The following is a 12483-nucleotide window of genomic DNA, read 5'->3' on the forward strand; positions in this document are numbered from 1 at the left end:
ATCCCCTTCTTGAAAGATTACATTTGACTACGGCTGACAGACTCGCCGGTCTTTTCCCATCTGACGGGCTTGAAAGAAACGCCGCCACCCTTATAGAACTTGCTGAAGAACTCGTAGTATTCCAACCTCAACGTCTGAATGAACACGATAAGTCCTTCCAGGCCAATTATCACGACGTTGCCTATAACCAATATGGCTATCTTGGCAAAGAGTCCTCCCGGCAATGAAGTAACCATATCGGACAGCATGAACACGGCCAGCGATAACCCCACATGGTTCAAAGCAAAGGCGGCCAGACGTAAAAAGGAAATTGTATTACTCAAGAAACTCAACAGATTGTGGAATACTTCAAAAAGGTATAATCCTCCACTCTCATTTGCTGAAGAGGAAATCCTCTCCTTCAACAATATCCTGGCCAAAAGGTCTCTCAATATAATACATGTCAACAGGACACAAAGGAGAGTTGCCACCACCCAACCCGGTATAGGCAGGGGTTTATGGCTCATCACCGCATATATTGCCCATGCTGCGGTAAGATAAAATATCAAACCGGCCATCCCTCTTCCGTCGAACAACATTCTTCCGAAATCCCGCTGCCTATAACAAAGTATCATGTTTAGTATCATGCCAATCGTTACTATGGAAACGCCTATGACGAGCGAAAGGGACAGCATCTTGCCCATATCCTTCATTGGAGACATCCAAATAGCTGGTATTATGTCCTCGAAACCAAAGATGCTGCCGTAAAGAAAGCCAAAAAGGACCGAACTGCATGCAGCTGCCTTAACCACCGTGCCGAGGGACTTGCTCATCTTGCGTTTCTTTTGCAGCAGATGGGCAAGCAATCCCAAGACTAAGCCATGTCCTACATCCCCGAACATGAAACCGAAGAAAAGACAAAAGGTGACGGCGACAAAAAAGGACGGGTCAATTTCTCCGTAAGAAGGCAAGCTGTACATGGCCACGACGTGCTGGAAAGCCCTAACAAGCGGCAGGTTTCGCAGATACGTAGGGACCCTGATCTCGCTATAGGGAAGGTTCTTTTCCTCCTCGATCATTACCGTTGTCCTCGGCGCCTGATGCTCGATCAAGCTTTTAAGCTGTGCTAACATGTCCTCGGGTATCCATCCCGAGAGCACGTAAATATCGCCTATCTCACCCCTTCCCTTACACAGGTCATATATACGCTGCATGGTATAAACGGAGGAGTAAAGCTTTTCCAGCTCTTTCCTGCGCTTGTCCAAATAATCCTTTGCTGCCTTGGACAGGCCTTCTATGGCTCTAATTTTATTGTCTATCCTTTTTTGTAACGCTTCCGCAGGATTATCCGAAATTGTTTTTAATACATCATCTATGGAATAACCCTTGAAATAGACGGAATCTAAAAGCTTTTCTGCACCTTCTTTATATTCAGGAATGGCGAAGGCCAACATCCACGTTTCGTGGTGCCAGCTGTACAGCTTCATGACCAGCATTGGCACGCTCTGGCTGCTTTCTTCTAAGCGCTTGAAGTTTTCGTCGGATAATTTGCCGAAGAACATCAACAAGTTCTGCGTATCAAGAAGCTCTTTCGGATCCATCTTGTTTTTAATCAATGCTTCGGCACAGACTAATATGGCTTTTAATTCATCCACTTCCTCCTGAAGAGATGACTTGCGCTCCGCCCAAAGTCGTAACTTTTCCGTTATTTTGCGAACCTCTGCCCTCATTCTCTCGTAGGTTTGTTCTTTCGTTACGGGTACGGGATGCGCTTCAGGAAGGCTTTCGCCAGCTGCCTGCCAGACGTAGGCCATCTCGGATAACAGTTCGTCATACGGATTGTCGGTGGAAGTCTTTACTTTCGACCGCAGAGATCGATCACCCAATATGAGATCGAGCGACAGAGGTTGAAAACCTCCAAGCAGTATCATTTGGTTAGCAACATATTCCATTTCATCCTTTGGCCCTATCAGTGTAACGGCCAACATCCTTATTATCGCCAAGATAAAGCACCTCCCGGTATCAGAGGGCGTGCCAAAAAGGCTGCGGCAATTCGCCTGTTATAATCGTACCTCACGTCCTCGATGATGGTAATAATATCACCGACCTCAAGCTCCAACAGCATCAAATAGGCAATCACGGTATGAAAAGAAGGAGATCCACTGCGAAAGGTGGATAAAGCCCTTTCGCGTAAGAACCTCTTCATATCCCTTTCCAAGGCAAGCTCGTCGTTGGGCGGCTCCGTACCGAATGCACGCAAGTAATGAGTGGTAGATAAGACGGACCAAAAGGACTCCATGTCCTCAGAAGAAGCTAACCTGTTTATCGTCGGCCCCTTTATCTTAAAGCGCACAGGGAGCAGGCGGTTTACGATCTCCTCGCGATTCATGACGTAAAAGCGCTTAGCTCTGTAACAAAAGTAGATGTTGAGGATATCGATCAAATTTCCCAATAAATTCAATACTTCAGTGCGTTCTAGGATGGGCAAATTCAGGGCTGCACGATATATATTAGAGATCACATGAGCATCTACGGCAGATTCGCAGGAGTACAAGTTCCCCCTGCCTTTGAGCAACCAATCCACGGGTTCCCTCAGGACTGGATAATACTTCGTGGCCTTTAACGTCTTTATGAACTCCTCGAAGTCTTTGCAGGAAAGCAATGCGTCGAAGGGCAGAGTTACAAAAGGCAGTCCTTTAAGGCCCGACCTGAGAGATTCCCTTTCGCCTCTACCGGCAAAGAGCCATCGCATGACCTGCTTCAGCAATCCCGCCTGAAACCTCTCAACCCAGGCCTTCAAAAAAGCCATCCTTGCGCCGTTCAAATAGGGCAAAAAGGAGGCGGAGACGTACAGTGGAACGGCCAGCAGAGCGTGTTCCAGCTCAGCCCTGTGGACATTAGCCAACACGATCGTCTCCAGGTAGGGGGCATAACCCTCCTTCCTCCTCAGATAACCCGCTATTTCCTGAGGCGAATCGCACTCGAGCAAGGCCCAAAAGTCGTTATCGTCTAGCATCTTTCCAAATAGGACGTGGGCCTTTGCTCCCGTAGCTACACATTCGCCTGCGGATACGGGAGAGTAGCTCATTGACCTCTCGCCTTCTGCAAATAGGCGTTAACCAATTCGGCTACGAGTCCTTTTATTACGGCTGGAGCGTTTTCGTTAAACCTCTTTTCCATTCTCTCTAACTCCTGCCGACCCAACGCTTCGATCTGTTGAGCTTCGGTCTGGGCGGAGGCCCTTGCAGAATCTACTATGGCCTTTGCCTGTTCTCTGGCTGCCTTTAATCTGGCCTCCCTCTCGGAAGCTGCTTTGCGCTTAGCTTCTTCTTCTATTTCTTCTGCCTTTCTCTTTGCTTCTTCTGTGATATTTTTTGCTTCGCTGTCGGCGCCCAAAAGCATCGCCAAAGCTTCCTGTATAGAAGCCATCTTTCATGCTCCTTTCCTTCACTTCTTCTTTTCTAAATTTTCCTTCGCCTTTTTCATCCGTACGATGTCTTCCCTTTCGCCCTCTTCCAACACGTTTTCGATATACGCTATGGAGGATTTGTAGAAGGGAATGGCCACCTTTTCCAGTGCATTTACTCTTTTATGCGTCTTTTTAATTTGCACGGCCAACCTGTATACGCTCGTCTCCACAGCAGCCAATCGGGATATAAGCTCGAGCACTCTCCTGAAGGCGCTGTAGGCTATATCCAGAGAGCCCGAAGTGCCGTAAAAGGAATAGCTTGGTTTTAGAGAGGCATCTACGGGATCGATCTCCGGAATCTCGACTCCCATGATGGATTTAAGCCTTATGATGAAATCCTCTTCCTCAGGAACTGCCATGGCGATATCCTCTACGACGTCTATACCCATAGATATATTCGCCCTTTCCAAGGCCTTATAGGCATCGGCAAAGACGGATGCCATCTCCCTTTGCAAATCCTTAGCATCATCTATATGTTTGACCAACTCCATCATGAGAATTTGCCGTTTTCTCTCGAGCAGGTCGTGTCCTTTTTGCGCCAGGGACGCCGTGCGGATCATTCGCATCAATGCGCCTCGAGTCGGCGTAACTTTAGAAGCCACTATCCACCAGCTCCTTTAAAGGCTTGCCTTTGCTAATTCGTCAAGACCTCCATGACAATATTTAGGGCCTCTCCTCTGGTAAGGCCTTCTTCTAAATCCCTTTTATCAACGGACAGAATCGGAGATAGCTTTTTATGGGCCCACGAGATCTTATCTTCTTTCGTGGTAATGGGCTTAGGCTCCTCGGAGGGGTAAAGCGCTCGACATAAAGCGAAAATAAATTCTCCCCTTGGGATGGGCTCTTCGCTCATACCGTTATGTAAATCAACTTTTCCTTGACCTCCCAGGTCATCAAGTATAGCACTAAGAAATTCCTTTGCAACTTCCCAGCTCAAAGGCTCGTCCACTCCAAAAATTCCCTTGGTGCGGCCTTTTCGGGAGGCTTGTAAAATGTCATTGTAGTTATCGATCCTCGAGGCTGCGAGCGTTGGTAAGCTCTTCGGCTTCATCCAACCCCTAACAGTCGCCATCTGAACGGCTGCCCAGTGGGGATGGCTTTCTGGAACATCTGAGTAAATACAAAGGGCCAGCCTATCCTTTGCTTCCAATAAAGTTTTCTGTACCTTCATGACATTAACATCTCTGGGCTGCACGCCCTCTTTTACTGCAAGTGCCGCTATCGCACCAACCGCCTGCCCGGTGAGCATGGTTATCGGCTGAAGCCTCAGCGCCCCCGAAGCCAGACGGGTAACGGACAGGTTCTTCTCCGCCACCAGGAATCCGTCCGTCTCCTTCGGAATAAATATCTCGAAGGGAACCTGGAAGGGTCCCAAGGGCTTGTTTTTGGCTATAGACTCCCTGGTTTCGCCGAATTCCGCCTCTAGCTGCTCCGTTTCATCGGCCCCGTGCAAATCAAGCAAGTAACGACCTACGGCAAGCGAGCTTCGCAATTCCCTGCCCTCGTTTCTCATGTAACTCTCGGAATTTTCCCTAATTTCGCGGGACGTCAACGTCTTTATTCCCACAACTCTTCTGCTTTCCCGTACATAAGGGCGGGGAGGAAAGTGTTTTGCAATCTCAGCGTACTCGGACGGGAGGTAGTCCTTAATGTTCTCGTACGTCGCTTCCAACTCGAAGATGTCAGATGCTACAGACCAATCGCAACCGAGCTCGTTTTGCAGGTAATAGATAAACCCAATGGTTACAAGCATCGCCCTGGCATCCACTTCTTTCCTGAAAGCTGGATCCTCGAGGTATGTCACGGGAAGGCCGGTTTTCCCCTTATATCCCTCCTTGCCTGGGTAGTCGTTAGCCCAATTAACCTCTGTCTTGGTCAGCATAAGCCAGGTCAAGGGGCTGGAGGCATCGGCGTTTCCGCGTGCCAGGCTGTCTGGCAACCCTCTATAGGCGTTGTGCGTTAAAACGTCCACGGGATATTTAAGGGGGTATCGCTTGAAGGTGGAGCCATCCCTAGCTACATAGGACATGAAGGTCTTTCTCATATCTTCGTATCCCGGCGGCGGGGTCTTTACTTTAAGCTCATCGGGCACGCCGCCGGGATAGTGTTTTATTACGGCTACCCAAGTAATGTCCTGCACTCTTGCGTCTTCATCAAAACTTCTCGACTCGCTGTCAACTAAATTCTTCCCGACTCTATAATCGGCTCCAGCAAGGGGGAGTAAATCCCCATATTCTGTGGCATCTATCAAGACCTTGCTATAGCATAAAAGCTTGGTTCCGCCCGCCTCTGCAACTATGCCCGTGACTGTTTTGCCGTCGCCCGACTTCAGTACGCTACGCACCTTGGCTCCTGTATAAAGGTCCAAAACGCCGGGCTTCTTATCCCAGGTCGTCTTCCCTTCCCTTACCCCTTTGATCATATTGGCCAACACGTACTCTCCAACATGGGGCTCGAAGGCTACTGTTATGGGAGTCCAGTAGCATGTCCCCACGGACTTGCCTCGAGAGGAGTAGTATTCAAAAATTCCTTCAAGAAATTCTCCGTAAATGCCCCATCTAGTGCCGTACATATCGTCCATTGTGGAGACAGCGGAGGCGATCATTTGGCCCCCTAAGACCGTGGTCTCCTCAAATACCGCCACCTTGACGCCAAGACGAGCCGCCTGAATTGCAGCCCCAAGCCCTCCTGTTCCGGCACCAACCACGATGACATCGTAATCCCTTTTCTCTAAAGCATCAGCCGAGCTTGAAAAGGACAGCATAACCACCAAAATAAAAACTAACCAAAGAAAAGGAAAGCGCCCTTTTTTCTCTCTCATGATCTTCCCTCCGTATAGCTATCTCATCCGCGCACTATAGAGCCAACAAATCAGTCGAGGCTTCCGCAACGCTCTGACATGATGTAAGTATCATGGCCACACTCAGTTCATCAGCCAACTTTTCGTACAAAAGCCTTACTCCATCCCTGCCACCTCCAAAGGCGCCCCACACGACGGGACGTCCTACCAACACGGCACGGGCACCTAAAGCCAAAAATTTCAATACGTCGGAACCACTTCTGACGCCACCATCTGCCAACACCACACACCTATCCTTTATTTTTGAGGCAATTTTAGGCAATACAGAAACAGTACCGGGAAGATCATCCAATACCCTGCCGCCGTGATTCGAAACTACGATGGCGTCGGCACCAGCATTGCAGGCAGCTACCGCCTCTTCCTCCGTCATTATGCCCTTAACGATCACGGGAAGAGCTGTCTTGCTGCATATCTCCTCCAAAACCTTGCAACTTATGGGTCCTACATATTCCCCCGACTTTCTCATGTTGACCAATCCGGCTGCATCCACGTCGATCCCAACGGCCAAAGCTCCGGCCTCTTCGGCAATTCTTATTCGTCTAATTATCTCGTCAAGTTTTCTTGGCTTTATAATGACAATCCCTTTCCCAACCTCAGTCAATGCATCTATCGTGTTTTCGTAGAGATCTCCCGGCCCGTCTCCAATCATTGCGATGGTACCCGCATCCAATGCCCCTTCAAGTTGGGCCTTGGCAAACTCCTTTTCCTCTATCCTGCCGGAGAAATTTACTCTGGCGCCTGCCACAGCTGCGCCGATCACGGGCAACGCCAATTTTTGCCCGAAAAGCTCAACGCCGATGTCGGGTTTATCCACCTCGTGAATGGCTTTCATCCTAAACTTGATCTCGCGAAGCGCTTCATAATTATTTTTAGCGCTGCCTCCGGTGCCTATGCCGCCTATGCCCGGCACTTTTCCGGCACAGGCCTTCATGTCACAAATCGGACACAGATGGCAAATTCCCCTCAAAGCCTCTCTGGCATTTCCCAAAACCTCATCCCACTTCATATTCGCACCACCTTGCTTTTATTTGGCTTATAATAATATTAATACTATTTAAACTAAGGCGCAAAAAGGAGTGACCGCTTATGTCGAAGTTTTTAGGAAGACATGCCCTTCACGAGATTACACGCGACCTAACGCTCGCAGCTCAAGGGAAACTCAAGGCAGATACCGTGATAAAGGGAGGACTTGTGGTAAACGTCTTTACGAAGGAGATATTGCCTGCAGACGTAGCCATATACAAAGGGCGCATCGTCCTCGTTGGGAACGCGGATCACACGATCGGCCCAAACACGAAAATTATAGACGCTTCGGGATTTTATTTGACACCAGGACTTCTTGACGGCCATATGCATGTAGAATCCAGCATGGTCACGGTGACGCAGTTTGCCAGGGCAGCGCTTCCTTGCGGCACTACCACCATCTTCATGGATCCCCACGAGATAGCAAACGTCTTGGGACTAAGGGGCGTCAAACTAATGGTGGACGAGGGCAAAAATTTGCCTCTAAAAGTATTTGCCACCATGCCGTCGTGCGTGCCATCGGCACCGGGATTTGAGGATGCCGGAACTGTCATAACGCCAAGGGAGATAGCCGAGGCCATGAAGTGGGACGAGGTAATAGGCTTGGGCGAGATGATGAACTTTCCCGGCGTGTTAGCAGGTGACGAAAATGTGCACGAGATGCTTAAAATAACGATGGAGTCAGGAAAGGTCGTAACCGGACATTACTCCATACCTGAAACGGAGGTAGGCTTACAGGCTTACGCGGCCTCAGGCGTGGCATCTTGCCATGAAGGCACAAGAAAAGAGGATGCCCTGGCCAGAATGCGTCTGGGCATGTACAATAAGATGCGAGAGGGGTCGGCCTGGCAGGACATAAAGGCCACTATCAAGAGTTTGACCGAGACCTTCGTAGACGACAGAAGGGCATTGCTCGTCACTGACGACACTCACCCTCACACCATACTGACGCTTGGCCACATGAACCACGTAGTAAAAAGGGCCATCGAAGAGGGCATGAACCCCATAAGCGCCATACAGATGGCTACTATAAACACCGCCGAGTGCTTCAGGGTAAGCCACGAAATCGGAGCTATTGCTCCCGGAAGATGCGCCGATATTCTTTTCCTTAGGGATTTGGCCGATTTTAACCCTGAGATAGTCATGACGGACGGAAAGATCGTTGCCCGGGAGGGCAAGTTGACGACGGAAATAAAAGCTTTAAACTATCCCGATTGGGCTTTAAACTCCGTGAGAATAAAACGCGAGCTTTCCGCGAGCGACTTCGAGATCAAATACGGCGGGCCTGAAAAGGAAGTAACTATCAGGGTAATTCAAGTGGTCGAGGCGAGGGTAAATACCTTTCACAAAACTGCGAAGCTTAAGGTTCACGACCAAAGGATAGAAGCCGATCCTTCCCAAGACCTGGCCAAGGTCGCCGTTGTAGAGCGTCACGGCGGACCCGGCAACATGGGGATTGGCTTTGTCGGGGGATTTGGCCTGAAGCGGGGGGCAGTGGCTTCCACCGTGGCACACGACAGCCATAACCTTTTGATCATGGGCACCAACGACGCCGACATGGCCTTTGCGGGAAACGTCCTGCACAAGTGCGGCGGCGGCATGGTCGCCGTATGCGACAGCAAGGTGCTGGCCTTGGTAGAGCTTCCCATAGCAGGCTTGATGTCAGATAAACCTGTGGAAGAGGTGGACGCCCATGTCAAGGCCTTGGACGAGGCATGGCGGAAGCTAGGATGTACCATGGAATCACCCTTCATGACCATGGCTCTGCTTTCGCTTCCCGTAATTCCGGAGCTTCGAATAACCAACAGGGGATTGGTCGATACCTTGAACTTCAAGTTCGTAGACCTGATCGTCTAGTCAATAAGTCGCGGCGAAGGCTTAACCTATATTTTAGCCCTCGCCGCGCGTAAATTATAGTTTAATATTTTACTATATCTCAATCCACTGGCCGATGCCTTTGTCTAAAGCCTTTTCATAGGCCAATTGGGCTGCCATAACGTCGTGACTTGCGATGCCCATAAGGACAGCACTGCGACGGCCTTTTCTTACTGGAGTTTTCAAACCTGCACAAAGTTCGCCCACGTCCGCGTAGATTTTATCTTTTGTCGGATAGCCGTCCTGGAAGTAAACTCCCTGCTTTTGTGTCCAAAGGTATTGGCCGGAATCGTCGCACACGAACACGTCTGCCTCCGCCATTACGGGAGCGCAAAAGGACGAGTCGTAGTCCACGGCAATGGCCAGCACGTCTTCCTTGAGACATTCGACGCGAACGTACCTTTTCGGGTCTTCGACAATCGGGGTACAGGTAACGACGATATCTGCACCGGTTACTGTTTCCTTTGGATTATCGCAGGCCACAAATTCGCATCCTTCATAGAGGGATGACATATCTTTAATATACCGCTTCGTCTGTGAAGGCATCACGTCGTAAACTCTGACCTGACGTATTTCTTTAAAGACTTCCATAAGGGCCATCAAATTCATCCTTCCCTGAACTCCCAAGCCTATGACTGCAATGATCTTCGAGTCGGGGTCGCCCAGGTATTTGGCGCACACGGCAGAGGCGGCCCCTGTGCGATAGGCCGTGATCCAAGACGCGTCCATTATGGCCTTTACCAGCCCCGTATCGCTTTCGTTCAAGCACATGATGCCGCTTATATAGGGAAGTCCCTTCTCTTGGTTGGACGGATAGCCTGCTACCCACTTGATGCCTGAAGCATCAACCTCCCCTCCTATGTAGCAGGGCATGGCATGGATAAAACAATCCTTTCTAGGATGTATGCCTATCTTCGCGGGCACGCTCACCTTGCCTTCCCCCTTTAGCCTAAACCCGCGCTCCACGGCTTCTATAATGTCGGCCATCTTTATGTTCAGCTCCTCAAGGGAGCTTCTGGAAAGCAGCAAAGATCTCACGCCAATCTCCTCCCCTTATATTGTTTTGGACAGGTAATCCAAAAAGCCATTGACCGAAGAAAGGATGTTGCCCATTTCGCGAACCTTGATGTCCTCGGGCAAATGCGAGAAATCGCTCAAAAGAGGATCCCGTTCAATTAAATAATACGCTACATCCTTCGGGTCGACGGACAATCCCTGATGGTCTGATAGGTAGTCGAGAATCAGATCGTTCCAATGCAGGAGCTGCCTTTCCTCCAAATCGAGGAACTTATTTACTTCATCAGTATAACCAAAGTGAGCATAGCACATAATGCCTGCGCCAAAAGCCTTTAACTTCTTTATGCTTGAAAGAGCGCTGTCAAGGTAAAACTTCGGCGGCGTCGCCGGGCGCAATATAAACGTGCCATCGCTAACTCCAGGGTAGGCAAATCCCCTTTTGTAATACGTTCCTGCCGCTTCTCCTGCAAAGAGGATCTTCGACCCAAGATCGTAAAGAAAGGAATAATGATGGGATGCATGACCCGGTGTTTCAATCTTGGTCATGCGATCCAATCTGACATCTTCCGGTAAAAAGCAAGACTCTTTTACGGGAATGGGCCTTCCGTAGGCCAAAGCTACGTCGCCTAACACATCAACGCTTGACTCCCAAAGTCGATCCGGGTTTACCAAATGTCTCTTGCCCTTTGGATGCACCAAAACCTTGGAAGAGCTAAATGCTTCAAGCAGCTGTCCCAGCCCTCCCGAGTGATCGAGATGCACGTGCGTCAGTAAAATCAAATCCAGCTTCGATATGCCAAGTTCCTCGATATTCTTCACCAAAACGGGCACAGTCGAAGCCGGACCAACGTCGACCAACGAGACCCTATCCAAAGTTTTGTCCACGATGAGCCAGCTGCTTAAGAAATGATGAAATCCCTGGAGGTTGTCAATGGGCAGATCTATCAAGATGATATTTACGCCTTCTCCAATGTTCAACGTAAACCTGCCATGCACAAGCTTTTCGTCGGCTATTTCAAGTCATCCTTTCTTCGTATAAAATTTGGAGATATCATGATTTAGATTTATTCATGATATCTCCTTTACTTTATCCCTTATACTACTATACTACAGCGGGCTCCTCTATCAATTCGCCCCTTTCGAAACGGTCATAATTCAATACATCGATCGGGATGGAGCTCGTTCCCGTGACGATAAGCTCGGCAAGGAGCTTGCCTGAAATGGGACCGAACATGAACCCATGCCCCGAAAAGCCCGCGGAGATGTAAAAGCCCTTCACTTCTTTAGACTCGCCGATGACGGGTTGCTTATCAGGCGACATATTGTACATGCCGGACCACTGCCTTACGACTCTTACTCCTCCAAGTTTGGGAAGCAACCTTACTATCACCCTTGACATATGTTCCAGGAAGTTCCACGTGTTGCCGAGGGAGTAATCCTCAGGATGCCCCTCGGGGCTACATCCTGCGATTATCGAGCCTATTGGCCTCTGCTGTATGTAATAGTTTCCCGAAAAACTCATGAGCATGCAGGGACAAACCCCGAATTCGACAGGCTCCGTGACCAATATCTCGTGTCTTTCGGAGTAAAGGGGAAGGTTTATCCCCGCCATGGCAGCGATATGCTGCGAGTAAGGGCCAGCCGCATCCACAATTATCGGGGCATCTATCTCTCCCCTTGTCGTAACGACGCCTTCAACCTCACCGCTCTTCACCTTTATGCCCGTACATTCGGTGAACTTATAAAACCTTACTCCCTTCTCGCTTGCAGCCTTGTGGTAGGCTATGGTCGTAAGAAAGGGATCGGCATGTCCGTCTCTGTGGTGATAGGTAAATCCGACGGCATCTTCGGCCGAAAGGGTCGGACATATCTCGTATGCCTCTTCTTTGGTAACCAGTCTTGAGGCTATTCCTAAGCTGTTTTGCAAAGCCACATTTTTCTTCAACTGCTCAAATTCGCTTTCTTTATAGGCAACCATGAGGTAGCCGCCCTGATGAAGGCCTATGTCCATTCCAAGTTCTTCATGGAGGTTTTCTAATATCTCAAGGGAGGCCAATCCCAACTGACAGTTCATCTTCGTTCCCCACTGAGCCCTGATGCCGGCTGCACATCTTCCCGTAGATCCTGCAGTGGGGATTTGTTTATCGATCACTACGACGTCTTTCACGCCCAACTTGGCCAAATTATAGGCTATGGAACACCCCTGAATACCGGCGCCAATCACTACAACATTTGCCGTGTTTTTCCATTCTTCGTGCAT

10 protein-coding genes are annotated in these 12483 nt (G+C 49.4%); 1 reads left to right on the top strand and 9 read right to left on the bottom strand.

What is annotated here, in order from left to right:
• Nucleotides 1–17: 17 nt before the first annotated feature.
• From BLU12_RS06535 to BLU12_RS06560, 6 genes are read right to left on the bottom strand one after another with little or no spacing between them, the layout of a single operon-like run.
• Complete coding sequence (locus BLU12_RS06535; protein ID WP_040348813.1) at nt 18–1982, bottom strand: V-type ATP synthase subunit I; 1965 nt, start codon at nt 1980–1982, stop codon at nt 18–20.
• Nucleotides 1973–3067, bottom strand: a complete 1095-nt coding sequence (locus BLU12_RS06540; protein ID WP_009202214.1) for a V-type ATPase subunit — start codon at nt 3065–3067, stop codon at nt 1973–1975. Before BLU12_RS06540 ends, BLU12_RS06535 begins: the two co-directional genes overlap by 10 nt.
• The gene (locus tag BLU12_RS06545) at nt 3064–3408 is read right to left on the bottom strand and encodes an ATP synthase subunit B family protein (protein ID WP_009202213.1); all 345 of its coding nucleotides are present in this window, start codon (nt 3406–3408) and stop codon (nt 3064–3066) included. The genes BLU12_RS06540 and BLU12_RS06545 overlap by 4 nt, the downstream gene beginning before the upstream one ends.
• Before the next feature lie 18 nt (nt 3409–3426).
• Nucleotides 3427–4050: a V-type ATP synthase subunit D gene (locus BLU12_RS06550; protein WP_040348811.1), complete on the bottom strand. Its 624-nt coding sequence runs from the start codon at nt 4048–4050 to the stop codon at nt 3427–3429.
• 32 nt (nt 4051–4082) lie between these two features.
• Nucleotides 4083–6269, bottom strand: a complete 2187-nt coding sequence (locus BLU12_RS06555) for an FAD-dependent oxidoreductase (protein ID WP_091461496.1) — start codon at nt 6267–6269, stop codon at nt 4083–4085.
• A gap of 34 nt (nt 6270–6303) precedes the next feature.
• On the bottom strand, nt 6304–7314 hold the full coding sequence (locus tag BLU12_RS06560) for an alpha-hydroxy-acid oxidizing protein (RefSeq protein WP_091461498.1): 1011 nt from the start codon (nt 7312–7314) through the stop codon (nt 6304–6306).
• 80 nt (nt 7315–7394) lie between these two features.
• Here BLU12_RS06560 and ade point away from each other — a divergent pair, with 80 nt between their 5' ends.
• Nucleotides 7395–9188, top strand: coding sequence for an adenine deaminase (ade, locus tag BLU12_RS06565; protein ID WP_091461499.1), 1794 nt, complete (start codon nt 7395–7397; stop codon nt 9186–9188).
• Between the two features lie 72 nt (nt 9189–9260).
• Here ade and BLU12_RS06570 read toward each other — a convergent pair whose 3' ends face one another.
• From BLU12_RS06570 to BLU12_RS06580, 3 genes are all read right to left on the bottom strand, one after another.
• Complete coding sequence (locus BLU12_RS06570; RefSeq protein ID WP_057940692.1) at nt 9261–10244, bottom strand: ornithine cyclodeaminase family protein; 984 nt, start codon at nt 10242–10244, stop codon at nt 9261–9263.
• Nucleotides 10245–10259: 15 nt separating this feature from the next.
• Nucleotides 10260–11201 carry an MBL fold metallo-hydrolase gene (locus BLU12_RS06575; protein ID WP_091461501.1) on the bottom strand — a complete coding sequence of 314 codons (942 nt, stop codon included), beginning with the start codon at nt 11199–11201 and terminating at the stop codon, nt 10260–10262.
• A 124-nt stretch (nt 11202–11325) separates the two neighbouring features.
• A complete protein-coding gene (locus tag BLU12_RS06580; protein WP_091461503.1) occupies nt 11326–12483 on the bottom strand; it encodes an NAD(P)/FAD-dependent oxidoreductase in 1158 nt (385 codons plus the stop codon).

Origin of the sequence: Acetomicrobium thermoterrenum DSM 13490, from assembly GCF_900107215.1 — a bacterium.
In the GTDB taxonomy this organism is placed as follows: Bacteria; Synergistota; Synergistia; order Synergistales; family Acetomicrobiaceae; genus Acetomicrobium; species Acetomicrobium thermoterrenum.

Excerpts from the sequence above, each read along its gene's own strand:
- BLU12_RS06545 (WP_009202213.1), bottom strand. The coding sequence starts at position 3,408 with ATGGCTTCTATACAGGAAGCTTTGGCGATGCTTTTGGGCGCCGACAGC.
- BLU12_RS06540 (WP_009202214.1), bottom strand. The coding sequence starts at position 3,067 with ATGAGCTACTCTCCCGTATCCGCAGGCGAATGTGTAGCTACGGGAGCA.
- BLU12_RS06555 (WP_091461496.1), bottom strand. The coding sequence starts at position 6,269 with ATGAGAGAGAAAAAAGGGCGCTTTCCTTTTCTTTGGTTAGTTTTTATT.
- BLU12_RS06560 (WP_091461498.1), bottom strand. The coding sequence starts at position 7,314 with ATGAAGTGGGATGAGGTTTTGGGAAATGCCAGAGAGGCTTTGAGGGGA.
- ade (WP_091461499.1), top strand. The coding sequence starts at position 7,395 with ATGTCGAAGTTTTTAGGAAGACATGCCCTTCACGAGATTACACGCGAC.
- BLU12_RS06580 (WP_091461503.1), bottom strand. The coding sequence starts at position 12,483 with ATGCACGAAGAATGGAAAAACACGGCAAATGTTGTAGTGATTGGCGCC.